19 protein-coding genes and 1 riboswitch are annotated in these 24,868 nt (G+C 73.3%); of the genes, 4 read left to right on the forward strand and 15 right to left on the reverse strand.

Annotated features, from left to right (window positions below; genetic code table 11):
* The 4 genes from ACFT41_RS23460 to ACFT41_RS23475 form a co-directional block, all read right to left on the reverse strand.
* Positions 1-2,132: M48 family metalloprotease (locus tag ACFT41_RS23460; protein WP_377613984.1), on the reverse strand; the 2,132-nt coding region annotated here is incomplete at its 3' end.
* Positions 2,116-2,670 carry a hypothetical protein gene (locus ACFT41_RS23465; RefSeq protein WP_377590136.1) on the reverse strand — a complete coding sequence of 185 codons (555 nt, stop codon included), beginning with the start codon at positions 2,668-2,670 and terminating at the stop codon, positions 2,116-2,118. The genes ACFT41_RS23465 and ACFT41_RS23460, both read right to left, overlap by 17 nt.
* Before the next feature lie 95 nt (positions 2,671-2,765).
* Positions 2,766-3,605: an SDR family NAD(P)-dependent oxidoreductase gene (locus tag ACFT41_RS23470; protein WP_377590134.1), complete on the reverse strand. Its 840-nt coding sequence runs from the start codon at positions 3,603-3,605 to the stop codon at positions 2,766-2,768.
* On the reverse strand, positions 3,592-4,971 hold the full coding sequence (locus ACFT41_RS23475) for a flavin-containing monooxygenase (protein WP_377590133.1): 1,380 nt from the start codon (positions 4,969-4,971) through the stop codon (positions 3,592-3,594). The genes ACFT41_RS23470 and ACFT41_RS23475 overlap by 14 nt, the downstream gene beginning before the upstream one ends.
* 134 nt (positions 4,972-5,105) lie before the next feature.
* Between ACFT41_RS23475 and ACFT41_RS23480 the strand changes: the two genes are divergently transcribed.
* Positions 5,106-5,732 carry a TetR/AcrR family transcriptional regulator gene (locus ACFT41_RS23480; protein WP_377590131.1) on the forward strand — a complete coding sequence of 209 codons (627 nt, stop codon included), beginning with the start codon at positions 5,106-5,108 and terminating at the stop codon, positions 5,730-5,732.
* A 12-nt stretch (positions 5,733-5,744) separates the two neighbouring features.
* Here the strand turns inward: ACFT41_RS23480 and ACFT41_RS23485 are convergent, their stop codons facing one another.
* From ACFT41_RS23485 to chvE, 5 genes are all read right to left on the reverse strand, one after another.
* Positions 5,745-6,632, reverse strand: a complete 888-nt coding sequence (locus ACFT41_RS23485; protein ID WP_377590130.1) for a GNAT family N-acetyltransferase — start codon at positions 6,630-6,632, stop codon at positions 5,745-5,747.
* A gap of 61 nt (positions 6,633-6,693) precedes the next feature.
* The gene (locus tag ACFT41_RS23490; RefSeq protein WP_377613985.1) at positions 6,694-7,287 is read right to left on the reverse strand and encodes a hypothetical protein; all 594 of its coding nucleotides are present in this window, start codon (positions 7,285-7,287) and stop codon (positions 6,694-6,696) included.
* Positions 7,288-7,412: 125 nt separating this feature from the next.
* Positions 7,413-8,663: a multiple monosaccharide ABC transporter permease gene (gene mmsB / locus ACFT41_RS23495; RefSeq protein WP_377590431.1), complete on the reverse strand. Its 1,251-nt coding sequence runs from the start codon at positions 8,661-8,663 to the stop codon at positions 7,413-7,415.
* On the reverse strand, positions 8,660-10,198 hold the full coding sequence (mmsA, locus tag ACFT41_RS23500; protein ID WP_377590433.1) for a multiple monosaccharide ABC transporter ATP-binding protein: 1,539 nt from the start codon (positions 10,196-10,198) through the stop codon (positions 8,660-8,662). The genes mmsB and mmsA overlap by 4 nt, the downstream gene beginning before the upstream one ends.
* Before the next feature lie 96 nt (positions 10,199-10,294).
* Complete coding sequence (gene chvE, locus ACFT41_RS23505) at positions 10,295-11,440, reverse strand: multiple monosaccharide ABC transporter substrate-binding protein (RefSeq protein WP_377589452.1); 1,146 nt, start codon at positions 11,438-11,440, stop codon at positions 10,295-10,297.
* A gap of 231 nt (positions 11,441-11,671) precedes the next feature.
* On the opposite strand from chvE, the gene ACFT41_RS23510 reads away from it, so the two are divergent.
* The gene (locus tag ACFT41_RS23510; protein ID WP_377589451.1) at positions 11,672-12,700 is read left to right on the forward strand and encodes a serine hydrolase; all 1,029 of its coding nucleotides are present in this window, start codon (positions 11,672-11,674) and stop codon (positions 12,698-12,700) included.
* A 45-nt stretch (positions 12,701-12,745) separates the two neighbouring features.
* Here ACFT41_RS23510 and metH read toward each other — a convergent pair whose 3' ends face one another.
* From metH to ACFT41_RS23525, 3 genes are all read right to left on the reverse strand, one after another.
* Positions 12,746-16,348 (reverse strand): methionine synthase, encoded by a 3,603-nt coding sequence (metH, locus tag ACFT41_RS23515; RefSeq protein WP_377589450.1) that lies wholly within the window; start codon positions 16,346-16,348, stop codon positions 12,746-12,748.
* A 16-nt stretch (positions 16,349-16,364) separates the two neighbouring features.
* A riboswitch (S-adenosyl-L-homocysteine riboswitch) is annotated at positions 16,365-16,442 on the reverse strand.
* 67 nt (positions 16,443-16,509) lie between these two features.
* Positions 16,510-18,090: an FGGY-family carbohydrate kinase gene (locus ACFT41_RS23520; RefSeq protein ID WP_377589449.1), complete on the reverse strand. Its 1,581-nt coding sequence runs from the start codon at positions 18,088-18,090 to the stop codon at positions 16,510-16,512.
* A 13-nt stretch (positions 18,091-18,103) separates the two neighbouring features.
* A complete protein-coding gene (locus ACFT41_RS23525; RefSeq protein WP_377589448.1) occupies positions 18,104-20,521 on the reverse strand; it encodes an aminotransferase class III-fold pyridoxal phosphate-dependent enzyme in 2,418 nt (805 codons plus the stop codon).
* A 19-nt stretch (positions 20,522-20,540) separates the two neighbouring features.
* Here ACFT41_RS23525 and ACFT41_RS23530 point away from each other — a divergent pair, with 19 nt between their 5' ends.
* Entirely contained in the window at positions 20,541-21,749 is a 1,209-nt protein-coding gene (locus ACFT41_RS23530; protein WP_377589447.1) for a PucR family transcriptional regulator, read from the forward strand.
* Between the two features lie 64 nt (positions 21,750-21,813).
* The gene (locus tag ACFT41_RS23535) at positions 21,814-22,665 is read left to right on the forward strand and encodes an alpha/beta fold hydrolase (RefSeq protein ID WP_377589446.1); all 852 of its coding nucleotides are present in this window, start codon (positions 21,814-21,816) and stop codon (positions 22,663-22,665) included.
* Here the strand turns inward: ACFT41_RS23535 and crcB are convergent.
* The 3 genes from crcB to ACFT41_RS23550 form a co-directional block, all read right to left on the reverse strand.
* Positions 22,662-23,024, reverse strand: coding sequence for a fluoride efflux transporter CrcB (crcB, locus tag ACFT41_RS23540; RefSeq protein ID WP_377589445.1), 363 nt, complete (start codon positions 23,022-23,024; stop codon positions 22,662-22,664). The genes ACFT41_RS23535 and crcB overlap by 4 nt on opposite strands.
* Positions 23,021-23,569, reverse strand: a complete 549-nt coding sequence (locus ACFT41_RS23545; RefSeq protein WP_377589444.1) for a CrcB family protein — start codon at positions 23,567-23,569, stop codon at positions 23,021-23,023. The genes crcB and ACFT41_RS23545 overlap by 4 nt, the downstream gene beginning before the upstream one ends.
* 66 nt (positions 23,570-23,635) lie before the next feature.
* Complete coding sequence (locus ACFT41_RS23550; protein ID WP_377589443.1) at positions 23,636-24,751, reverse strand: hypothetical protein; 1,116 nt, start codon at positions 24,749-24,751, stop codon at positions 23,636-23,638.
* Positions 24,752-24,868 lie beyond the last annotated feature (117 nt).

The following is a 24,868-nucleotide window of genomic DNA, read 5'->3' on the forward strand; positions in this document are numbered from 1 at the left end:
CCGGCGCTCGCCGCCGCCGTCGGAGCGACGACGAGGGCGTGGGTGAGAACCCGGTCGACGGCGAGCCGGTCGACGATCGGGACGCAGCCGACCGAGGCGCCGGCCACGCAGGACACCACGGTGTCGGCGGCGACCATGGCCGGTGCCAGCAGCAGCCCCGCCGTGAGGGCGGCGAGCAGGGCGTGCGGCAGCGACAGGCGTCGGGTGGCGACCGCGGCGACCGCGACGGTCAGCTCGACGAACGTGACCGGGAGCAGGACGTGGCTGTCGACCAGGGTCGCCGCCGTCGTGGTGCTGAGGCCGGGGTCGCGCGCGGCCAGGCCCAGGCCGAGCGGCACCAGCGGCAGCAGCAGGGCCCCGACGCCGCCGGCCACGACGCCCAGGCGCACCGCCCGCCGGGTGGCGCGAGGGTTGGCCAGCACCGGGTACAGCAGCGCGAGCAGCGGAAGGACGAACAGGTACGGTGCTTCGGCGGCGGCGGTGCGCAGGTAGAAGCCGAGCAGGTCGAGCAGGGTCAGCGGGGTGACCACGTCCGGGTGCCCCTCGCGCGCGGCGACCAGGCGCAGCAGGGTGGTCGCACCGTCGAGGGTCGCGCGGTCCAGCATGAGCAGGAACCCCAGGTAGCCGGCGGCGAGCACGGTGGTGGCCAGCACCGCGCCGGCCCAGGCCAACCGGGTCCGGTGGGTCTGCTCCGGCGCGGTGACCCGCAGGTACGCCCGCGCTCCGCCGGCCACCCAACTGCCGAGCAAAGCCCCGCCGGCGATCCACAGCAGACCGAGGACGACCTCGATCCACCATGCCCGCTGCTGGTCGGTGTACGCGGTGATCCAGGACAGCCGGCGGCCGACGACCAGGCCGCCGGCCAGTGCCGCGCCGAACGCGGTTCCCGAGGAGGCGGCGATGCCGGTGCGCCGCGCCCACCAGGCGCAGCGCCACAACGCGCCGGTGGTGACCAGCGCGAGTGGCACGCCGAGCAGCAGCCCGGCGGCGAAGGCCCCGCCGGTCAGCCGGTCCGTGCCCGGTAGCTGGTGGGGCAGGCTGGTCGTCAGGTCCAGCAGCGGTGGCGCGGCAATCCCGGCGGCGAGGCCCGCGCCGAGCGCCTCGATCGGGCGGGCGGCGAACCGGCGGCCGGGGCGTTCCAGCGTGGCGACCCGGGCGTGGGCGAGCGGGTGGAACCGGAAGGCCGACCCGAGGCGGGCCCAGGGGCCGGTCCGCCTGCGGTCGGTGGCGAGCAGCGCCCGCGCGGCCGCACGGTCGCCGCCGAGGAGGCGGGCGTCGGCGGCGAACTCCCGGGCGCGCAGCACCGACCACGCCGAGGCGTGCACGATCAGCGCGAAGGCGGCCAGCCGCCAGCCGTCGTCGAGCAGGCCTCGTGCGGGCACGGAGCCGGCGTAGTTGACGGCGACGGGGACGACGACGGCCAGGGGGAACGCCCACGCCAGGGCGATGGTCAGCCGGGTGAGGTGGATGTCGGCGTTGCGCACGTGCGCCAGCTCGTGCAGGACGACGGCCCGGAACACCTGCGGCGCGGTCCGCTGGGCGTGCACGAGGCCGAGGTCGAGCCGGACGTACCGGACGGGACCGGCGCCGAAGGTGTTGCCGCTGATGCGGGCGGACCGGGACACCACGAACACCGGCGGGCGGCGCAGGCCCGCCTCCCGGACCAGGCCGGCCAGCGCGGCCCGCAGCGCCTCGGTGCCGGGCGTCCGGTCGAGGCGGCGCAGGCCGCGTAGCCGGCACTCGAACCAGGGGGCGGCGAGGTAGCCGGCGACGGTCACCGCCGCGAGCACGGCCAGCCCGACGGCCATCTGGCGCACCGAGTCCGCCTGGATCGTGCCGAGGCACTGCTGGAACGCGGCGAAGGCCTCGTCGTCCACCGCGCTGGTGCGCACGTCGACCGGTGCCGGAAGGCCGGTGAGCCCGGCGACGCACTCCGCCCGTTCCCGGGTGGCCTCCTTGTCGACGAGCACGGTCTGCCAGCCGAACATGCTCGTGCCCACGACCGCGGTCAACGCGGCGACGAACCGGCCGAGGGTGGCCGAGGGCAGCGGGGGCGCGACCACGTCGACCGGCGAGCCGACCGCGCTGGCCGGTGGGGCGGGCGGGCCGGCGCCCTCAGCCGCCGTCGACATCGCCGCCGTCGAGGCCGAACCGCTGGGCGAACGCGTCGCGCACCGCGTCGCGCAGCACCGCGACCTGGTCCTCGGTCAGCTCCCAGCGCGGATCGCGGGCGGCGGCGGTGACGACCTCCTCGATGCGCAGCAACTGACCGGGCCGCAGCCGCAACGGCGGTGGCGGTGGCGGAAGCTCGGTGCGGGACCGCCGGGCCCGCCAGCGCAGGCCCAGGTTGCGCAGGCCGCCCCGAACGGCCTCGGTGGCGTGCTCCCGTACGCCGTCGCGCAGGGCCTCCAGCGCGATGCCGGTGAGCACCAGCAGGTACGGCAGCAGCGGCGCGACGGCCTCGTCGAAGCCGCCGCCGCCGGCCTCGCCCCCGCCGACGCGCACCAGTCGGGCCGGGTCCCGCCGCCAGCGACCGGGACGGCGGCGGTACGCGGGCGTGAGGAACGCCAGCAGCGGCTCCTCGTCGGGGGCCGCCGCCTGGACCGCCAACCGGACCAGCTCGTCCTCGATGCCGTCGGCGGCGGCGTGCCACGGCGTGGCGCGGGTCATCGGCTTCCTCCCCCCGGCGCGTCGCCCGCCGGTTTCCGCGCCCACCGTACGGGGATTCACGGCGGTCGGCGGTCGGCTTCCGGACAGCCCGGCGATCACCCGGTCGGCTTCTGGGCGTCCTTGCGGCGCAGGTATCGGGCGTGTCCACGCCGTCCGATGCGTTCCAGAAGGGGAAGGGCCCGGTTGCTCAGGCCGGGTGAGGCCGCCATCACCCGGCTGGCCAGGCTGTCGCCGTAGGGCAGGAAGATCTCCAGGCGGCGGCTGGCCAGGGCCCGCTCGTAGCCGCGTACGACGTCGTCGACGGAGAGCACCTTGCCCACGAAGTTGAGCATGCTGCCGCCGTGGCGTGCCTCGTGTTCGAGCATCCGGGTGTCCACTCCGCTCGGATAGATCCCGCTGACCGCGACGCCGGTGCCGTGGAGCTCGGCCGACAGGGCGGCCAGATAGGCCCGTAGGCCCGCCTTGGCGGCGGAGTAGGCCGCGGAGCCGGGCAGGGCCAGCACGCCGCCCATCGACACGGTCGCCATGATGTGCCCCCGCCCGCGTCGGGTCATGGCCGCGCTCGCGGCCGCGATCAGCTGCGTCGGGCTGGTGAGCATCACGTCGAGCTGCGTCGTGATGTCCTCGGGCGCGGTGTCGGCGACGTTGCCGGGCACGATCACGCCGGCGTTGCAGACGATCACGTCGAGCCGGTCCGCCCACTCCTGCCGGACGCGGGCGCCCAGCGCCCCGACCTCGTCGCGGTCGCGGGCGTCGCACGGCACGGCGATCGCGTCGGCGCCGATGGCCCGCGCCGCCGCGGCGGCCAGGGGGCCGTCGAGTTCCACGGCGATCACGCGGTAGCCCCGGCGGGCGAGCATCCGGGACACCCCGAGCCCGATCCCGCCGCCGGCGCCGGTGACGAGGGCCAGGGGGCGGGACTCAGTGGCCGCCATGGGGCACCGCCTCGCGGGTGGCGGGGACGCGGACGGCGTCGAACATTCCGGGGCGCAGCTGCGTCCAGCCCATCCGGCGGGTGAGGGTACGCAGGTATTTCCGGTAGGCGCGCACCTCGACGTAGGCGGCGTGCCGGTCCGAGCCGACGAAGTCGATCCCGCCGGAGAGGTCGGGCCGGTCCTCGCGGACGAGCTGCCGGAACCGGGCGGCCCGTTCGGGCCGGTGCCGCTGGTCGTCGAGGTGCTGGGCGACGAGGTGGGCGATGCGGTCGAACAGCGTGTACGCGCTGGAGTTGACCTCCAGGTAGCCGAGCCCGAACAGGTTCCGCCGCTCGCGGCTGAAGGCGGTGAGGTACATCTGCGGACGCCCGCCCTTCCAGGTGAGGTAGTCGGTGGGCAGGTACGGGATGCTCATGGCGTAGCCGGTGGCGAAGAGGATCAGGTCGACCCGCGCGCGGGAGCCGTCGGTGAAGACCACCTCGTCCCCGTCGGCGCGGGCGATGCCCGGCCTGGCCGTGATGTCGCCGTGCTGCAGGTGGTGCAGCAGTTGGGTGTTGAGCAGTGGGTGCGACTCGAACAGCCGGTGGTCGGGGCGGGGGAGGCCCCATCGGGTCAGGTCACCGACCATGATTCGGCGGACCAGCCCGTACATGAGGCGCTCGCCCCAGATCGGGAGCCATTCCGTCTCGTCGGAGGGCTTGCCGAAGATGTGTTTGGGGACGAAGTGGTAGCCGCGCCGGGTGCTGACGTACGCCTCGTCGGCGTGGGCGGCGGCGTCGCAGGCGATGTCTGCGCCGGAGTTGCCCAGCCCGACGACCAGTACCCGACGGCCGGCGAACAGCGACGGGTCGACGTAGTCGACGGAGTGCATGACGTCGCCGGTGAACGTGCCGGGCAGGTCGGGCATCCGGGCGTCCCAGGTGACCCCGGTGGCGCAGATGACCGCGCTCGCCTGCACGTCGCCGGTGTCGGTGCCGACCGTCCAGCTCGCGTCGGCCTCCTGGCGTACGGAGGTGATCGCGGTGTCGAAGCGGATGGCGTCGCGCAGGGCGAAGTCGTCGGCGAACGTCCTGGTGTAGTGCAGAATCTCGGCGCGGCGGGGGTAGTCGGCGAACTCCCGGGGCATCGGGTAGTCGAAGAACCCCGATCTGTCGCGCGAGGAGATGAAGTGCGCCGACCGGTACATCGGGGTGCCGGGGTTGTCGAGGTCCCAGATGCCGCCGACGTCGCGGTGGCGTTCGAACTGGACGTAGGGGATGCCGAGGCGCTTGAGGGCGCGGGCCGCAGCGAGGCCGGCGGGGCCGGCCCCGACGATCGCGACGGGTAGCTCGTCGCTGGGCGGGATGGGGTTCCGAGTGGTCGTCACGCTGCGCACCTCTCGTCGAAGGAATGGCCGCAAGCCTAATCGGTCAACTGACCAAGTCAAGCGTCCAAGTCGCTGGTCCGGATCACCCTTCGGTCGGGCGGGGCCGGGAGCCGGCTGTGGGAGGATGGCCGGCGATGAAGAGAACGCGACCGGTGCGACCCCGGGGAGAGGCCGCCCGGACGGCCCTGATCGACGCGGCCGTGACCGTCGTGGAGCGCGATGGCGTCGCCGCGGCGACCACCCGGCAGATCGCCGAGGAGGCCGGGCTCCCGCTGGGCACGGTGCACTACTGGTTCGCCGGGAAGGACGAGCTCTTCCGGGCGGTGATCGACACCCTGCTGGGGGAGATGCGCGACGAACTGGCCAAGCGGGCGTCGTTGACCGACCCGGCCCACCGGCTCGCCGACACCTTCGCCGCGCTCACCGCGCTGCGCCCCGGGCGGCAGCTCGCCCTGTTCGAGCTGACCACCTACGTACTGCGCAACGAGCAGTTGCGGTCGCTGGCGGCCGACCAGTACGCGGCGTACCGGACGGCAGCCGAGGCGGGGCTGGAGCCCTGGCGGGAGCGCGCGGACCGGTCGCTGCCGGGAGGATCGGCCGCCCTGGCGGCGCTGCTGGTCGCGGTCTTCGACGGCCTGACCCTCGCGGCGCTGGCCGACCCCGCCGACAGCCGCGGCGCGGAGGCGCTCACCCTCTTCTCCCACCTGCTCACCGGTGCCGGCCTCGACGGCTCCGCCCCCGACGCGGCCGGCAACGGGTAGCCGGCGGCCCGGTCAGGGGGTGAGGCGCTTCTCGAACCAGTGGTGGGCGTAGCGCTCGCTGTTGAACGGCTCGACCTCCTGATATCCGGCGGAGCGGTACATGGCGCGCGCCTCGGTGAGGTTGCGGTTGGTGTCCAGCCGGACGGCGCTCCAGCCGCGGGCGGCGGCGTACCGCTCCAGCTCGTCGAGCATCCGCCGGCCGACCCCGAGCCCGCGCACGGCGTCGGAGACCCACACCCGCTTGATCTCGGCCGGCGCGCCGGGGTGCAGCTTCACCGCACCGCAGCCGACGGGCTCGGCGTTGAGGGTGGCCAGCAGGAACACCCCGGCCGGCGGGACCAGGTCCTCGTCGCAGACCGGGCTGCTCAGCGCCGGATCGAAGCCGTCGTCGAAGCGGCGGGCGACGTCACGGGTGTACGCGCGCACGCACGCCCGCGCCCGCGGGTCGCCCGGCGGGCACGGCGCGATGGTCACCATCGACGCGACGAGCAGCCGCTCGACCTCGGCCATCGCCGCGACGAGCCGGGTGCGGCGTGGCCCGGTGAGCGGTGCGAGGATCGACCACGCGAACGCGTCGGAGCGCTCGTCGAGCTCCGACCACTCGGCCCGGCCGGCATCGGTGAGCGTGGCCACCCTGACCCGCCCGTCGCCGCTGGCGGGCGCGACGGTGACGAGCCCGTCGGCCTCCAGGGCGCGCAGGAGCCGGCTGAGGTGTCCCGAGTCCAGGCCGAGCCGGCTCCGCAGCGCCGCGACCTCGGCGCCGTCCGGGCCGATCTCCCACAGCAGGCGCGCCTGGGCGAGGGGTCGACCCCGTGCCATGTACGCGTCGTCCAACGCCCCCACCCGTTGGGTGACCGTCCGGTTGAACCGCCGTACCGTCGCGACAAGCTCCGTGTCCATGTGTCTGACTTTAGTCAGGTAATCTGGGAGGGGTTCATCCGGGGTGCGGCGGGCGATGCGGTCAGTGGCCCGCGACGGCGGCCAGGACGAGGAAGCCGACGCCCAGCGGCACGTCCAGCAGCACGCAGAACTCCGCCAGCGACCGCGGCACGACCTCGTTGCGCCGGTAGTGGACCACGTCCCAGATGCCGTGCGCGGCCAGCGCGAGCCCGGCCAGCACCAGCCCGACGCGCGGGGCGACGAGGACGGCGGTGACGGCGAGCCCCCCGTAACCGAGCAGGGCCACCGCCTGGGCGGCGAGGGGTGCGCGCGGCACCCCGCCGACCAGGCCGACGACGACCAGCAACGCCGCGACGGCGCCCACGCCGGCCCACCACGGCACCCCCGCCAGTTTGCTCGCCGCCACCACCAACCCGCCGCCGCCGACCCCGGCCCAGGCCACCCAGGGCCGGCCCAGCGCGGCGGCACCCAGGTAGCACAGGGCCGCGACGGCGACCGTGATCGACAGCCCCTCCCGGTCGGCCCCGGTCGCCAGCACCGCCGTGGCAACGGCCAGGCCGAGCAGGCTCGGCCAGCGGCGGGTCAGAGCGGACCAGGGCCGTGCGCCGGCCCGGGTGTCGGTCGGGGGCACGGCACTGCGGTCGGAGATGTCCATGGCTCAGATGGTGGCGGAGGGTGCGGGCCGGGCCCGAGCGAAGCTGGTGGGTCCGTCCGGATTCCTGCGGCCCGTGTCCGATCGCCTGGGCCCGCTCGCGACCGGACACCCGGCGCGACGGGCCGTCAGCGGGTCGCGCCGGCGCGGCGCTTGTTGTAGACGTCGAACGCCACGGCGACGAGCAGCACCAGGCCCTTGACCACCGACTGCATCGACTGGTCGACGCCCATGAGCTGCATGCCGTTGCTCATCACGGCCATGATGAGGCCGCCGACCATCGCGCCCACGACGGTGCCCACCCCGCCGGTGACGGCCGCGCCGCCGATGAACGCCGCGGCGATCGCGTCCAGCTCGAACATGTTGCCGGCGGCCGGCTGCGCCCCGTTGGACCGCGACGAGTAGATGATCCCCGCCACGGCAGACAGGAAGCCCATGTTGACGAAGACCCAGAAATTGACGGTCTTGACCTTCACCCCGGAGAGCATGGCCGCGGGGAGGTTGCCGCCGATCGCGTAGACCTGGCGGCCGAACACCGTGCGCCGGGTCAGCAGCCCGTACACGAGGACGAGCACCGCGAGGACGATCAGCACGATCGGCAGGCCCCGGGCGTGGGCCAGCTGCCAGGCGAAGTACATGACGACCGCGCCCACCAGCACGATCCGGGCGACGAACAGCGGGAACGACTCGACCGGCTGCTGGTAGCGGATGCGCGCCACCCGGGTGCGGAAACCGCCGACCGCGTACCCGGCGACCGCGACCGCACCGATGAACAGGGTGAACGCGTCGAAGCCCTGCCCGCCGAGCAGCCCGTTGAGGAAGCCCGCCGCGATCTGCTGGTATTCGGCCGGGAACGGCGACAGCGAGATGTTGTCCAGCACCCGCAGGGTGAGGCCACGGAACAGCAGCATGCCGGCGAGGGTCACGATGAAGGCGGGAATGCCGGCGTAGGCGACCCAGAAGCCGTGCCAGGCGCCGACGGCGAGGCCGACGGCCAACGCGGCCAGCACCCCGAGCCACCACGGGTGGCCCTGCCCGATGACGAGCACCGCGGAGACCGCGCCGGTGAGCGCGACCACCGAGCCGACCGACAGGTCGATGTGCCCGCCGATGATCACGATGACCATGCCGATGGCGAGCACGAGGATGTAGGAGTATTGCAGGACGATGTTGGTGATGTTGCCCGGGCTCAGCGAGACACCGTCGGTCAGCACCGCGAAGAGCGCGACGATGACCACGAGGGCGACGAAGATGCCGCTCTGGCGCAGGTTGGTCATGATCAGCGAACGCGGGTCGCTGCTGCCGGTGTGCAGGGCGAGGGCGGGGGCGTCGTCGGCCGACGGGCGCTGCCCGGGGGAGGAGGATTTGATGTCGGTCATCGGGCCGGTTCCTTGTCCTTCGCCATGAGCTGCATGAGCTTCTCCTGGGTGGCCTCGCCCACCGGCAGTTCGCCGGTGAGCCGGCCCGCCGCGAGCGTGTAGATGCGGTCGCACATCCCGAGCAGTTCGGGCAGCTCGGAGGAGATGAGCACGACCGCCTTGCCCTGCGCCACGAGCCGGTTGACGATCGTGTAGATCTCGAACTTCGCCCCGACGTCGATGCCGCGCGTCGGCTCGTCGAGGATCAGCACGTCCGGGTCGGTGAAGAGCCACTTCGACAGGACGACCTTCTGCTGGTTGCCGCCGGAGAGCTTGCCGACCGTCGCCATCACGCTGGGCGCCTTGATGTTCATGTCGCGCCGGCTGGCCTCGGCGACCCGGATCTCCTCGTTGTCGTGCACCCACCCGAGGCGGGCGAGCTTGCGCAGCGCCGCCGCCGAGACGTTGTGGCGGATGTCGTCGATGAGGTTGAGCCCGTACCGCTTGCGGTCCTCAGTGGCGTAGGCGATGCCGTTGCCGATCGCCTCGGCGACCGTGCGCGCCCTGATCGGGCGACCGCGCAGGAACAGCCGGCCGGTGATGTCGCGCCCGTACGACCGGCCGAAGATGCTCATGGCCAGCTCGGTGCGCCCGGCCCCCATGAGCCCGGCGATGCCGACGACCTCGCCGGCGCGGACGGTGAAACCGACGTCGTCGACCACCGTGCGGTCCTGGGTGGGGTGGCGCACCGTCCAGTTCTCCACGCGCAGCACCTCCTCGCCGGGGGACGACACCCGGTCGGGGTAGAAGCTGTGCAGGTCGCGCCCGACCATGCCGCGGATGATCCGGTCCTGGGTCACCTCGCCGGAGCGCACGTCGAGCCGTTCGACCGTACGCCCGTCGCGCAGCACGGTGATCGAGTCGGCGATCGCGGTGATCTCGCCGAGCTTGTGCGAGATCATGATGCAGGTGATGCCCCGGTCGCGCAGCCGCCGCAGCAGGTCGAGCAGGTGCGCCGAGTCGACGTCGTTGAGGGCGGCGGTCGGCTCGTCCAGGATGAGCAGCTTCACCTCCTTCGACAGCGCCTTGGCGATCTCGACGAGCTGCTGCTTGCCGACGCCGAGCGCGGCGATCGGCGTGACGGCGTTCTCGCGCAGGCCGACGGACTCCAGCAGGGCCGCCGCGTCGGCGTTGGCGCGGTTCCAGTCGATGAGGCCGCTGCGTCCGCGCCGCTCGTTGCCGAGGAAGATGTTCTCGGCGATCGACAGGTGCGGAACCAGGGCGAGTTCCTGGTGGATGATGACGATGCCGTGGTCCTCGCTGTCGCGGATGCCGCGGAAGTGCACGGGCCGGCCGTCGAAGACGATCTCGCCGGCGTAGCTGCCCGACGGGTACACCCCCGACAGCACCTTCATCAGGGTGGACTTGCCGGCGCCGTTCTCGCCGCAGATGGCGTGGATCTCGCCGCGCCGCACGGTGATCGAGACGTCCTGGAGCGCCGCCACCCCGGGGAACGTCTTGGTGATGGTGCGCATCTCGAGGATGGTGTCGCTCACGGACATCCTCCCGCTGTTCGGGTTCGTCGGGTGCGTCGCCGGCCGGGGCCGTCGTCCGTCGGGCCCGGGCGACCGGCCCGGGCCCGACGGAACCGGTTACTTCTTGGCCTGCCCGGAGGCGACCTCTTCGGCCGTCCAGTAGCCGGAGTCGACCAGCGCGGACTTGATGTCGTCCTTGTAGACGGTCTGGATCGGCAGCAGGTACGCCGGGACGACCTTGACCTTGTTGTTGTAGGTCGTGGTGTCGTTGGCCTGCGGCTGCTTGTCCTGGAGGAACGCCTCCGAGGCGATGGCGGCCTGCTCGGCCAGCAGCCGGGTGTCCTTGAAGACGGTGGAGCTCTGCACGCCGTCGTTGATGAGCTTGATCGAGGCGATCTCGGCGTCCTGACCGGTCACCACCGGCAGCTTCTTCTTGCCCGAGCCGCCGTAGCCGGCGTTCTGCAGGGCGGTGATGATGCCCCGGGAGATCCCGTCGTAGGGCGACAGCACGCCGTCCACCGTGGACCCGTCGTTGTAGCTCGACGTCAGCAGGTCCTCCATCCGCGTCTGGGCGACTCCCTGCTGCCACCGGAGGGTGGCGGCCTGCTCGATCTTCGTCTGGCCGGACTTCACCTTCAGCGTGCCGTTCTCGAGGAACGGCTTGAGGGTGTCCATCGCGCCGCCGAAGAAGTACTGCGTGTTGTTGTCGTCGAGCGAGCCGGCGAACAGCTCGATGGTGAACGGGCCGGTCGCCGTGCCCTTGGAGCCGTCCTTGTTCTGCAGACCGAGGCCGACGAGCAGCGCGGTGGCCTGGGCGACGCCGACCTTGTAGTTGTCGAAGCTGACGTAGAAGTCGACGTTGGGGCTGCCGAGGATGAGCCGGTCGTAGGAGATGACCGGGATCTTGGCCTGGGCGGCGGCCTGGAGCTGGCCGGTGAGCGCCGTGCCGTCGATCGCCGCGATGACCAGGACGTCCGCGCCCTGCGTGATCATCTGGTCGATCTGCTGCGACTGGGTGGGGATGTCGTCCCCGGCGTACTGCAGGACGACCTTGTAGCCCTTGGCCTGCAGCTTCTCCTTCACCGAGTTGCCGTCGGCGATCCACCGCTCCGAGGTCTGCGTCGGCATGGAGACGCCGATGGTCAGGTCGGTGGGCTTCTTGTCGGCGGTGTCGCCGCCCCCGCCCGCCCCCTCGCCGCTGCACGCCGCGATGCTGAGCGCCAGCGCGGCGCTGCCGAGTGCCATCAAGAATCTTCTGGACACAGGCTTCCCTCCCAGGACCTCGTGCCGAAAGTGCCGAGCGTGGCCACGCCCCGGTCAGTGTTAGCGCTCACATCGGCCTTGGTCAACATTCTTCGGGAAATACCGGGGTCACGTTCTCGTAACGGCACCGACCACTTCGGAGCCGACCGACCGGACCAGGGACCGGCCTGCCGGGACACCGCCGGACCGGCATCTCTGGGACGATCGTCGGCGACCATTGGGGAGGTTCACATGACCAGCAACGTCACCCGTCGGGCCGCGATCGGGATGGGCGCCGCAGCGGCGGCGCTCGCCGCCACCGGCCGGCCCGCCGCCGCCGAGGGCCGGGCACCGGGCATCCCGGCCACGGGGATCCGCACCCGCAGCAGCGCCGAGGTGATCCAGCACACCTACCTCGAACAGAAGGCCGCGGCCGGCGGCGTGTGGCACTCCCACATCGCCATGGTCGACGGGGCCGGCACGCTCGCCACCGTCGTGGCCGACGACGCCGACCGCGTCACGCACGGCTACAGTGTGCAGAAGCTCGCCGTCGCCGTCGCGGTCATGGACAAGATCGATCGCGGGCAGCTCCAGCTGGACCAGCGGCTCGACCTGACCGCCGACATCATCCTCGGCGGCACCGGCATCTACTTCCTGCAGACCGTCTGGGGCGACCAGGTCACCGTCGCCAACTTCCTCACCGCGATGCTGCTCGTCTCCGACAACACGGCGGTGCGGATGTGCGGCCGGGTGGTGCCGGCGCTGGAGATCAACGACATCCTCGCCGCGAAGGGGTTCACCCACACCCGCGTCGAGCCGGTCGCCAACCCGAACCGGTTCTACCTCGGCGTCACCACGCCGCGCGAGACCCACGACCTGCTGTGGCGGCTGGCCAACAAGACCATCCTGACCACCCGGTCCGCCGACTTCCTCCTCGGCATCCTCCGCTGGATCAACGGCTACCACGACGGGATCCGGCACACCATGTCGTCGGCCGAGCGCAGCCGGGTCGCCACCAAGTACGGCGCCGACTTCGACGAACTGGGCGCGGCCCGGCACGAGGCCGGCATCATGTTCGACGCCGCCGGCGCGCCCACCCTGACGTACGCGCTGTTCGCCGACTCCCTCGGCGACCTGGACAACTACGGGTCGACCCACCCGGCGGTGCGGGCACACGCGGTCCTCGGCCGGACCATGTTCGACGCGATCTCCGCGACCACCAACCGCACGGCCCGCGCCCGGCACCGCGTCGCGCCGTTCCGCCCCGTCGACGGCGGCTGACCCACCGCCGGCCGGGCCCGTCGCCAGCGGACCCGGCCGCGCCGGTCACGGCTCGTAGGCGAGGTTCGGGCGCAGCCACCGCTCGACCTCGGCGAGGGCGACCCGGCGGCGGGCCGCGTAGTCTTCGGCCTGGTCACGGCCGATCCGCCCCACCGTGAAGTACCGCGAATCCGGGTGCGCGAAGATCAGGCCGCTGACGGCGGCCGCCGGCGTCATCGCGTACGACTCCGTCAGGCCGATGCCGAGCGTCTCCGCGCCGAGCAGGTCGAACAGGTCCCGCTTCTCGCTGTGGTCGGGGCTGGCCGGGTAGCCCAGCGCGGGCCGGATGCCCCGGAACCGCTCGGCGTGCAGGTCCGCCAGCGCGGGGGCGGCGTCGGGCTCGAACCAGTCGCGGCGGGCCCGCAGGTGCAGGTGCTCGGCGAACGCCTCGGCGAGCCGGTCGGCCAGCGCCTTGACCATGATGGCGCGGTAGTCGTCGTGCTCGGCCTCGTAGCGGGCGGCCAGCTCCTCGGCGCCGTGCACGGCGACCGCGAAGCCGCCCAGGTGGTCGCCGGCCGGCGCGATGTAGTCGGCGAGACAGCGGTTGGCGCGGCCGGTGGGCTTGGCGGTCTGCTGGCGCAGCATGGGCAGGCGCGCCCCGGCGTCGTCGAGGACGATGTCGTCGCCCTCGGCGTGGGCCGTCCAGAAGCCGTACGTGCCCCGGGCACGCAGCGACCCGGCGGCGATGATCTCGTCGAGCAGGGTGTTGGCGTCGTCGTAGAGCTCGCGGGCGACGGGCTGGTCGAGGATCGCCGGGAACTTGCCCTTCAGCTCCCACGCCAGGAACAGGAACTGCCAGTCGATCATCTCGCGCAGCTCGGTGAGGGACGGCTCCACGGTGCGCACGCCGGTGAACGCGGGCACCGGCAGGTCGGTGAAGTCGACCCGCTCGCGGTTGGCGCGCGCCTGGGCGAGGGTGAGCAGCGGCTGCGCGTGCCGGCTGGCGTGCTGCTCGCGCAGCCGCTCCTGCTCGGCCCGGTTGGCCGTGTCGAGGGTTTGCGCGCGGCCGGCGTCGAGCAGGTCGGAGACCACGCCGACGACCCGGGACGCGTCGAGCACGTGGACCGTCGGCCCCTCGTAGGCGGGGGCGATCCGCACCGCCGTGTGCTGCCGGGAGGTGGTCGCCCCGCCGATGAGCAGCGGCACCCGCAGCCCTCGGCGCTGCATCTCGCCTGCGACGGCGACCATCTCGTCCAACGACGGGGTGATCAGCCCGGACAGGCCGATCGCGTCGGCGCCTTCGGCCACCGCGGTGTCCAGGATCCGGGCGGTCGGGACCATCACGCCGAGGTCGACGACCTCGTAGTTGTTGCAGCCGAGGACGACGCCGACGATGTTCTTGCCGATGTCGTGCACGTCGCCCTTGACGGTGGCGAGGACGACCTTGCCCTGGCCCTGCCCGGCGGCCCGCTCCTTGGACATGTACGGCTCCAGGTAGGCGACCGACCGCTTCATCACCCGGGCGCTCTTGACCACCTGCGGCAGGAACATCTTCCCCGCGCCGAACAGGTCGCCGACGACCTTCATGCCGTCCATCAGCGGGCCCTCGATGACGTCGAGGGGGCGGTCCATCAGCAGGCGGGCCTCCTCGGTGTCGGCCTCGACGTAGTCGACGATGCCGTGCACCAGCGCGTGCGTGAGCCGCTCGGCGACCGGCGCGGAACGCCAGGAGAGGTCGACCTCCCGCTTGGTCCCGGACCCGGTGACCGTGGACGCGAAGGTGACCAGCCGGTCGGTGGCGTCGGGGCGGCGGTCGAAGATGACGTCCTCGACCAGCTCGAGCAGGTCCGCCGGGATGTTCTCGTAGACGCTGAGCTGGCCGGCGTTGACGATGCCCATGTCCAGCCCGGCCCGCACGGCGTGGAACAGGAACGCCGAGTGCATCGCCTCGCGCACCACGTCGTTGCCGCGGAACGCGAACGACAGGTTCGAGATCCCGCCGCTGGTGCGCGCGCCGGGGCAGCGGGCCTTGATCAGCGGCAGGGCGTCGATGAACGCCTTCGCGTAGCCGTTGTGCTCGGCGATGCCGGTGGCCACGGCCAGCACGTTCGGGTCGAAGATGATGTCCTCGGGGGCGAAGCCGGCCTCGCCCACCAGCAGGTCGTACGCCCGCCCGCAGATCTGGACCTTGCGCTCGGTGGTGTCGGCCTGGCCCTGCTCGTCGAACGCCATGACCACCACGCCCGCGCCGTAGTCACGGATCGTCCGGGCCTGGGCGAGGAACGGCTCCTCGCCCTCCTTCAGGCTGATCGAATTGACCACGCCCTTGCCCTGCACGCACTTCAGGCCGGCTTCGAGCACGCTCCACCGGGAGCTGTCGATCATGATCGGGATCCGGGCCACCTCGGGCTCGGTCGCGATCAGGTTGAGGAACGTGGTCATCGCCCGCTCGCTGTCGAGCAGGTCGGCGTCCATGTTGACGTCCAACAGGTTCGCGCCGCCGCGTACCTGCTCCACCGCCACGTCGACCGCGGCCTGGTGGTCGTCGGCCTCGATGAGCCGGCGGAACCTCGCTGAGCCGGTCACGTTGGTCCGCTCGCCGATCATCACGAACCCGGTGTCGGGCCCGATCGTGAACGGATCCAGGCCGCTGAACCGGGTCGCCGACACTTCCCGGGCGACCGGTCGCGGCGCGGCGCCCCGGACCGCCGCGGCGATCCCGGCGATGTGCGGCGGGGTCGTCCCGCAGCAACCGCCGACGATGTTGACCAGGCCGTCGCCGGCGAACCCGCTGAGCAGCGCGCCGATCTCCTCGGGCGTCTGGTCGTAGCCGCCGAACGCGTTCGGCAGCCCCGCGTTGGGATGCGCGGCGACGTAGGTGCCGGCCAGCCGGGCCAGCTCCGCCACGTGCGGGCGCATCTCCGCCGCGCCGAGCGCGCAGTTCACGCCGACGACCAGCGGCTCGGCGTGCGCGACCGAGCGCCAGAACGCCTCCACCGTCTGGCCCGACAGCGTACGGCCGCTCAGGTCCACCACCGTGACGGAGATCCACAGGGGCAACTGGGGGGCCACCTCGCGGGCTGCGGCGATCGCCGCCTTCGCGTTGAGGGTGTCGAAGATCGTCTCCACCAGCAGCAGGTCGACCCCGCCCTCGGCCAGCGCCGCGATCTGTTCCGCGTACGCGGCCTTGACGTCGTCGAACGTGACCGCCCGGTACGCGGGGTCCTCCACCCGAGGCGACAGCGACAGGGTGACGTTGAGCGGGCCGACGGAGCCGGCGACGAACCGCCCGCCCGCCTCGTCCGCGGCCTGGCGGGCCAGTTGGGCGCCGCGCACGTTCATCTCCCGCGCCAGCGACTGAAGGCCGTAGTCGGCCTGACTGATGCTCGTGGCGGTGAACGTGTTCGTGGTGGTGATGTCGGCACCCGCCGCAAGGTATTGCCGGTGCACGTCCAGGACCACGTCGGGGCGGGTCAGGTTGAGCAGGTCGGGATCGCCGGTGACGTCGCCGGGGTGGTCGTCGCCGATCAGGTCGCCCCGGTAGTCGGCGGGCGAGAGCTTCGCGCCCTGCAGCATCGTGCCCCAGGCGCCGTCGAGCACCGCGATCCGCTCGGCCAGCAGCCGCCGCAGCGCGGAAACCACATCTGACCTGTCGACGGACAAACTCATAGCGACCACCCCCGATGTCTCGGAGGCGCCCTTGGATCACGTGCTCCCAGGTCGAGCGTGGCGGGCCGAGCCCGTCGCAGCGCCTCTCGGCCTGGTAACGAGAGACTACCGGATACCGGCCCAGAACCGCCGAATCCTTCCCACCAAGTGCGACGGCCCGTCTACCGGCGCAGCCGCCGGTAGACCGGGGCCAGCCGCTGGTGCAACTGGCGGTAGACGTCGAAGAGCTCGTCGTACGTCGCCCGGTGCGCGGGTGTCGGTGCGAAGACCCGGTCGCTGCGCATCAGGCCGGGAATGTCGGCGAAGTCGACCATCCCGGTGCCGACCGCGCCGATCCAGCCCGCGCCCCGGGCGTTGACCGCCAGGGGGTTCGCGTCGCGCCGGATCTCGACGCCGAGCACGTCGGCGAAGATTTGGCACCACGAATCCGACAGCGCCCCGCCGCCGGTGATCGCCAGCGAGGTGACCGGCGCGCCGAGGAACCGGTCGACCGCCCGGAACAGCCAGCGGGTGTTGAACGCGACGCCCTCGAAGACCGCCCGCAGCAGGTCGGAGCGGTTGGTGTCCAGCGAGATGTTGAGGAACGCCGCGCGTAGGTGCGGGTCGTCGACCGGGGCGCGTTCGCCGTAGAGCCACGGGGTGTAGAGCACGCCGTTCGCGCCCGGCGGCACCGTCGGGATGATCATGTCGAACGCGTCGAAGATGGTGCCCTCGTCGCGGCTGACGTGGCCGGCGCCCAGCAGCGGGTCGTCGTACTCGACGACCTTGTCGCGCAGCCACGTCAGGTTGGCCCCGGCCGTGGCCTGCAACGCGGTCATCAGGTAGCGGTCGGGCACGGCGCACGGCACCGCCGCGATCCCGGCGACCACGTCGGTCTTCTTCGCCGGGACGTGCGCCGCGACCCACGACGAGGTGCCGAGGTAGAGGTGCGGCTCGTTGTCGCCGGTGGTGCCCGCACCGATCGCGGCGGCCGTGTTGTCGATGGCACCGGCCACCACCCGCACCGACTCCGGCAGGCCCAGGTGGTCGGCGGCGGCCGGGGACAGCGTGCCGATCACGTCGGTGCAGGCGACGATCGGCGGCAGCTTGTCCCGGTCGATGCCGCAGTCGGCGACCAGCGCGGGGGAGTAGCGGACGTCGCCCGGCCGCCGGTTGTCGGTCACCCACGAGGTGAGGATCGAGTCGACGGTGGCCACCGTCCGCCCGGTCAGCTTCAGGTTGATCCAGTCGAGCACGTTGAGGAACGACGCGGTGCGCGCGTAGACCTCCGGCAGCTCGTCGCGGATCAGCAGCATGTGCGCCGCCGGGTCCTTGCCGGTCGGCGACGGCATGCCGCCGGTGAGCCGCAGCCAGCGCGCGACGCGACGCACCGACAGCCCGTGGTACGCGGGGAAACCGCGGAACTGGCGGCGCAGGTTCGCCGCGCCGCGCATGTCCAGCCAGCTGATGCACGGCGTCAGCGGCTCGCCGGCCGCGTCGACGGCGATGGTCCCCTCGCCCTGCGTGGAGGCGCACACGACGGTGACCGCCCGCAGGTGGCCGGGATGCGCCCGACCCAGGTCGGCGGTGACCTGCCCGAGGGCGTCCCACCAGGCGCGCGGGTCCTGTTCGGCGCCGCCGCCGGGCAGCACCCGCAGCGGCACGGCCCGCTCGGCCCAACCGGTGACGGTGCCGTCGGCGGCGACGAGGGCGGCCTTCATCCCGGAGGTGCCCAGGTCGATCGCGAGCACCTGCGGTGCCATGCCTGTCACCGGCTCAGACCCCTTCGACCAGCGCGAACACCTGGTCGAACCGCGCGAGCGCGTCGTCGATGACCTCGTCGGTGTCGGCCATCGAGGTGTACATCCGCGAGCCGGCCAGGGTGATGATGCCGTGCGCAGCGTACGCCGCGCCCATCTGCTCCATCAGCCGCTTGCGGGCCTTGTTCTCCTTGAGCAGCTTCACCGGGTGGCGCATGTCCAGCAGCATGACGCCGCTGCACTCCAGGTGCACGATCGAGCCCTGGTTGTAGGCGACGTACGGCAGGCCGTAGCGGTCGATGAGCCGTTGCAGGCCCCGGGTGAGCCGGTCGCCGGCCCGCCCGGCGATCACCGGCGCGTTCGTGCGGGCCATCTCCTCGATGGCGAAGTAGCCGGCCGCGCAGGACAGCGGGTTCGCCGACAGGGTCCCGCCGACCTGGATGTGCGCGCCGCTCTTGCCGTCCAGGCCGGAGCCGAAGACCGCCATCACGTCGGCGCGACCGCCGACGCCGCCGGCCATCGGGTACCCGCCGGAGACCGCCTTGCCCAGCACCGTCAGGTCGGGGGTGACGCCGAAGTAGCCGGCCGCGCCGCCCAGGCCGAGGCGGAACCCGGTGACCACCTCGTCGAAGACCAGCAGCGCGCCGAACTCGTCGCAGAGCTGGCGTACCCTGGCGTTGAAGTCGTGCGGCACCGGCCGGGTGCCGGACTCCGGGCCGACGGGCTCGACCACGACGGCGGCCGTGCCGCCCCGCAGCCGGTTCTCGATCAGCTTGCGCCGCAACTGCCCCAGGTCGTGCGGGAACGCCTCCCGGGTGCGGCTGGTCGCGCCGAAGGGGATGCCCTTGGCGTTCATCCGGTAGGTGCCGGGCACCCGCAGCCCGTAGACCATGGTGTCGGACCACCCGTGGTACGCGCCGCCGACCTTGATCACCATCTTCTTGCCGGTGAACGCCCGCGCCCCGCGCACCGCGGCCATCACCGCCTCCGTGCCGGAGCCGAGCGACCGGTACATCTCCACGTGCGGCAGGTACCGGTGGATGATCTCGGCGAGCTTCAGCTCGTACTCGTGGAAGAGGCCGGTGACCGGCCCGGACGCCCGGACCACCTCCGCGACCCGCTCGTTGACCGGACCGTAGTTGCTGCCCAGGATCGTCGGGCCGCCGGCCTGGAGGAAGTCGATGTAGGTGTTGCCGTCGCGGTCGACCAGGTGCGCGCCCTCGGCCCGCTCGATCGCGAGGGGGAACGGGTAGTTGAAGGCCAGGTTGTGCTGCACACCGCCGGGGATGCGCCGCTTCGCCCGGTCGGTGATCTCCCGGCTCGCCCGGCACTTGGTGTCGTAGTAGTTGAGCACGTCGAGCATCGCGTCGTGGCGCAGCCCGCGGATCGGCTGGGCGACCAGCGCCTTCAGGCGGCGCAGCACGTCGTCGACGTCGGGATACTCGCTGATCGCGTAGCCGAGCCGGGCCGCCTCGCCGCCCTCGTCGGTGGCGCTGCCCGCGCCGCCTGCGGGGCCGTCCGGGTCGTCGGCGACGGTGTCCCGGTTGCCGGCGGTCGCGAGCGCGGCGGCCGTCGCGTCGGCGCTGGGCGGCTCCTCGTCGGCGGGCACCCGCAGCGGCGGCACCGCCTCGGTGATCTGGGCGGCGATCCGCTTCTCGTCGGCGCGCAGCTTGCCGAAGGCGACCTCGCGGATCGCGGTCGGGATGGTGTAGACCTTCCCGGTCTCGGTGGTCAGCGCCAGCAGATAGGCGATCGAGACCTTCTCCAGCAGCGCCATGTTGAACACCGCCCGGTCCGGGTCCGTGCCCAGGGCGACGATCCCGTGGTTGGCGATGATGAACGCGTTGTCCCCGCCGGCCACCTTCTTCTGCACGTTCTTTGCCAGGAAGCCGGTGCCCGACGGGGCGTAGTCGACGATGGCGACCCGCTTGCCGAGGAAGCGCACCTGCTCGTCGGTCAGCGCCGGGATCGGCCTGCGCAGGAAGGCCAGCGCCGAGGCGTACGGCTGGTGGGTGTGCACGATGGCGTTGACGTCCGGCCGCTGCCGGTAGATGTTGGCGTGCATCCCGCACTCGATCGACGGCGCGAGGCCCGCGCCGGAGCCGTCGGGCACGTGCTTGCCGGCGAAGTCGACGATGCAGACGTCCTCGACGCGCATCCGGTCGTAGTCGTAGTTGCTGGGGGTGACCGCGTACAGCTCGTGGCCGGGAACGCGGACCGACACGTTGCCCTCCGTGGCCTTGAGGTAGCCGCGGGCGAGCATGGTGCGGCACATGTCGACGACGTGCTGGCGGGACGTGCGGTGCTCCACGGTGCGCTCCTCGGTGCGGGTCACGGCGGATCGGCGGGGGTGCCCGTCGCGGTCCATCGTCGCCGGGCGACCGACGCGGAGCACCGTCCCGCCGGACGCGAGAATCAGACCCCCGATTGTCACCGCGTGACAAAATCGCGGGATGACCGCCTCCGCGACCCCCTGGCAGCGGCTCCCCGCCGACCTGGCCGCCGCGATGCGCCCGCGCCTGCCCGCCACCGTCGGGGCGGTCGCGGCGGCGGTCACCGAGGCCACCCCGGCCTTCGCCGCCATCTCCGACGCCAAGTTCGCCCGGGACGTGCGTACCGCCGTGCAGGTCGCGTTCGAGCGTTTCGTCGACCTCGTGGGCACCGCCGAGCCCGCCCTGCCGCCGCGCGTGCGGGACGTCTTCGTCGCGCTCGGTGCCGGGGAGGCACGCGAGGACCGCGGGCCGGAGGCGCTGCTGGCCGCGCAGCGGACGGCGGCCCGGCTGATGCTGCGCACCGCGTCGGAGTCGCTGGCCCGGCTGCGCCCCGTCGACACCGCAGAGCTGATCGACCTGTCGGACGCGATCACCGCGTACGTCGACGAGCTGGCTGCCGCGAGCACCGACGGCTACGCCCTCCAGCTGCGCGAGCAGGCCGGGGAGGGCGACCGGCGTCGCCGGCAGCTCGCCGAGCTGCTGCTGCGCGGCGACGGCCTGCCCGCCGCCGTCGAGGCCGCCGCCGCGCGGATCGGCTGGCCGCGCCTCGACGAGGTGGTGCCCGTCCTGCTGCCGCTGGAGCAGGCCCGCGACGCCCGGTTCCGCTACGGCGCGGACGGCCTCGTGGTCGAACGCGGACGCGACGCCGTGCTGCTGCTGCGGGCCGGCCCCCGCGCCGCCCGCCCGCAGCTCGCCGAGGCGCTGACCGGGCGCGGGGCGGTGGTGGGGCCGACGCTGGGCTGGGCGCGGGTGCCGGCGGCGGTCCGCCTCGCCGAGCTGACCGCCGGGCCGGATGGCACCGACCCGGCGCCGGTCTTCGTCGACGACCACCTGATCGCGCTGACCCTGCGCGGGGAGGCCGGCGCGCTGGCGGTGCTCGCCGCCCGCCGACTGGCGCCCCTGGCGCACCTGCGCCCGGCGCAGCGGGAGAGCCTGCTGGCCACCCTCTACAGCTGGCTGCGGCACTGGGGCTCGCGCGCCGACGTGGCCACGGAGCTGTTCGTGCACCCGCAGACCGTCAGCTACCGGGTCAAGCGCCTGCGCGAGCTGTACGGCGACGACCTGGACGACCCGGCCGCCCGGTTCGAGCTGCTCCTCGTGCTGGCCGGCCGCAGCGAGGCCCCAGCCAGCGAACCGTGGCCCACGTCGCCGCCTTCGTCGCCAGGGTGACCGTAAGCGTCGCGGGCCCGGTAACCCAATGGACGGTGAACCGGGCATCCGGCAGGGTGGGCCCATGGAACACGAGATCACCGTCGCACCCGGCGTCCGGTTGTGGGCCGAGGAACGCGGCGATCCGGGCGCACCGGCGCTGCTGCTCGTCATGGGCGCCAACGCCTCGGGCCTGACCTGGCCGGAAGCCCTCCTGGACGCGCTGGCCCGCCGGCACCGGGTCGTGCGTTACGACCACCGCGACACCGGCCGGTCGACGTGGTCCTTCGACGAGGACCCCTACCCGCTCACCGCGCTCGCCACCGACGCCGTGCAGATCCTCGACGCCCTGGGCATCGACCGCGCCCACGTGGTCGGCATGTCGATGGGCGGCCTGCTGACGCAACTGCTGCTGCTCGACCACCCGGAGCGGGTGGCGACGGCCACCCTCGTCGGCACCACCCCCATGGACGGTGGTCCCGCCGACGGGCCCGGGATCGCCCCCGCCCTGCTGGCGCTGTGGGAGACCATGCTCCAGCCACGGGACCGTGACGCCGAACTGGCCTGGCGCGTGCGGCACTGGCGCGTCCTCAACGGCGGCGCGTTGCCCTTCGACGCCGAGGAGTTCCGGCGTCGGGAGGAGCACATCATGGCGCACGCCGGGCGTCACGAGAACCCGGCTGCGCACGCCCGCGCCGACCAGGGTGGCCTCGACCGCGCCGGAGAGCTGGCGGCGGTCACCACCCCCGTCCTCGTGGTCGACTCCCCGGCCGACCCCGTCGCCGGCACCGCCTCCGCGCGGCACCTCGCGACGCTGCTGGGCAACGCCCGGCTCGTCACCGTACCCGGGCTCGGCCATGCCCTGCCGGAGGCGATCGCTCCACGGCTGGCCGAGGTGATCCTCGATCACACGACCTCCCCCGGGGGCGGTGGCTAACCGACAATCGTGCGAATCGCCACGTAACCGACCGTCGCCGCGCCCAGCCCGGCGGCGACGCTGGTCAGCGCGTTCGCCGCAGCGAGGAGCCGGGACCCGTCGCGGGCCAGGCGCAGGGTCTCGTACCCGAAGGTGGAGTAGGTGGTGAGGGCACCGCAGAAGCCGGTGCCGAGCAGTGCGCCGACCGCCGGCCCGACCGGCGCGGCGACCAGGGCCCCGAGCACCAGCGAGCCGACCACGTTCACGGTCAGGGTGCCCCACGGGAACGACGACGCGTGCCGGGCCTGCACGGCCCGGTCGGTGAGGTAGCGCAGCGGCGCCCCGACGGCCGCGCCGAGGGCGATCAGCAGGACCGTCACGGCGCGCCCCGCCCGCCGTCGGGCGGTGCCCCGTCGGGGCCCGTGCGCTCCGGTGCCGTCCGGCCGGCGTGCGCGCCGGCGGTCGCGCGGTCGAGCAGCCGGCCCGCGGCGGCGTCGCCGACCCAGACCGCGGCGACCGCACCCAGCAGGGTGGCGGCGAGGTACGCCAGCGCGGTGCCCGCCGCACCGGCGACGGCCGCCTGCCGCACGTCCACCACGTACGTGGAGAAGGTGGTGTAGCCGCCGAGCACGCCCACGCCCATGAACGGCCGGGTGAGCGGCCCGACGCGGCCGGCGGTGACCACCGCCATCAGGGCCCCGATCAGCAGGCACCCGGACACGTTGACGCCGAACGTCGCCCAGGGGAACCCGGTCGGCCGGTGCGGGACCGCCGCCTGGGCCCCCGCCCGGGCGAGCGCGCCGAACATGCCCCCGGCCGCGATGACGCCGAGCACGACCGCCGGGTGCGCGCGCAGCTCGCCCCGGTCGGCTGGCACGCGCAGGTCGACGTCGGGGTCGACCCGGCGTGGGGTCGGTCCTGTCACCTCAGCCTCCCACCCGCCTCACCGGCGTACGAGCGGCCCCGAGCCTACCGGGCGCGTCCCGGCCGGTCAGCGCCTGCCGAGCGGCACCGCCTGGACCGGGACGGCCGGTGTCGGCACCGCCGGGGCCGGGGCGGGCCCGGCGGGTCGGGCGGCCAGGCCGCCGAGCAGGGCACCCAGCAGCGCGGCGAGGGTGACGATGCCGCCGGTCACCTCCGGCGTCCAGCGGATCCCGACGGTCAGGGCGAGGCCGGTCAGGTGCCCGGCGACCAGCAGGCCGCCGAGCAGCGCCCCGGCCAGCGGCAGTCGCAGCGGCGCGTCCGGGCCGCGTGCCGCGTCGAGCCGCCACAGCAGCGCGTCGGCGAGGCCCGCGCCGCCCAGGGCCCCCAGCGCGGCCCATGTCTGCGTCGTCGGAAACTCGTGCATCACCAGGTCGTACAGCGCCACCCCGGCGACCAGGGCGGCACCCATCCCGGGGGCCGCGCGCCGCCGGTGCCCCAGCAGGAACGGTCCGACCAGCAGCAACGTCGTGAGCAGGTACGCGTCGACGCCGAGCACCGCCTGCTGCTGCGAGCCCAGGCCGGTGATGGCCCGGGTCGGGGCGAGGGTGAGGAACGCGGACGCGTACGTGAGCAGGATCGACGGCGCCATCGCGCCGAGCACCAGCGACGCGACGCCCGTGGCCGCCCGTGCGCCGCCCTCGCCGCCGGCCCACCACGAGCGCAGCGGGCTGGTCACCAGCAGCACCGCCGACGCGTCGAGCAGCAGGTGGCTCGGGCTGAACGCGGCGTCCAGGCCGACCTCCACCCCCAGCGTCTCGTGCCAGGCCAGGTCGGCCAGGCCGGCGAGCAGGAAGGTCACCGCCGCGATCGCCCCCACCCGGTAGCCGGCGGGCCAGCCGTCCCGCCACCACCGGGGCGCGCCGCCGCGCCGCCGGTACGCCAACCAGAACGTCCACGCCGCCGTGGCGACGAAGCCCGCGTAGAGCAGCCCGTGCCACGGGGTGAAGAAGCCCTCGATGGTCTCGATGATGTTGGTGTGCGCCCAGCCGTCGGACATCGCCCCGGCGGTGAGCACCGCGCCGAACAGGACGGTGACGAGGTCCTCCCGGCGGGTGGCCGGCGGTACCCCGGGGGAGGCGACTGCGGACGGTGAGGTGTCGTGTCGGACTCCGCTGCTGGTCATCGGCGGTCCTCTCGGGAGAAGGCAACTCAGCGTCATTGTGCGGCTCCCGTGGGCGACGGTCCGGGACCGTTGGCCGTCCGCGCCGGGCGCGTCGCGCTGCCTTCCACATGTCGGGAC

Origin of the sequence: Micromonospora sp. NPDC057141 (genome assembly GCF_042670805.1) — a bacterium.
GTDB lineage: Bacteria > Actinomycetota > Actinomycetes > Mycobacteriales > Micromonosporaceae > Micromonospora.

Bases quoted from the DNA above. Each gene is read 5' to 3' on its own strand.
- ACFT41_RS23490 (WP_377613985.1), bottom strand. From the start codon at position 7,287: ATGGACATCTCCGACCGCAGTGCCGTGCCCCCGACCGACACCCGGGCC.
- ACFT41_RS23470 (WP_377590134.1), bottom strand. From the start codon at position 3,605: ATGGCGGCCACTGAGTCCCGCCCCCTGGCCCTCGTCACCGGCGCCGGC.
- mmsB (WP_377590431.1), bottom strand. From the start codon at position 8,663: ATGACCGACATCAAATCCTCCTCCCCCGGGCAGCGCCCGTCGGCCGAC.
- ACFT41_RS23465 (WP_377590136.1), bottom strand. From the start codon at position 2,670: ATGACCCGCGCCACGCCGTGGCACGCCGCCGCCGACGGCATCGAGGAC.
- metH (WP_377589450.1), bottom strand. From the start codon at position 16,348: ATGAGTTTGTCCGTCGACAGGTCAGATGTGGTTTCCGCGCTGCGGCGG.
- ACFT41_RS23530 (WP_377589447.1), top strand. From the start codon at position 20,541: ATGACCGCCTCCGCGACCCCCTGGCAGCGGCTCCCCGCCGACCTGGCC.
- ACFT41_RS23550 (WP_377589443.1), bottom strand. From the start codon at position 24,751: ATGACCAGCAGCGGAGTCCGACACGACACCTCACCGTCCGCAGTCGCC.
- ACFT41_RS23520 (WP_377589449.1), bottom strand. From the start codon at position 18,090: ATGGCACCGCAGGTGCTCGCGATCGACCTGGGCACCTCCGGGATGAAG.
- ACFT41_RS23535 (WP_377589446.1), top strand. From the start codon at position 21,814: ATGGAACACGAGATCACCGTCGCACCCGGCGTCCGGTTGTGGGCCGAG.
- ACFT41_RS23485 (WP_377590130.1), bottom strand. From the start codon at position 6,632: ATGGACACGGAGCTTGTCGCGACGGTACGGCGGTTCAACCGGACGGTC.
- ACFT41_RS23510 (WP_377589451.1), top strand. From the start codon at position 11,672: ATGACCAGCAACGTCACCCGTCGGGCCGCGATCGGGATGGGCGCCGCA.
- ACFT41_RS23480 (WP_377590131.1), top strand. From the start codon at position 5,106: ATGAAGAGAACGCGACCGGTGCGACCCCGGGGAGAGGCCGCCCGGACG.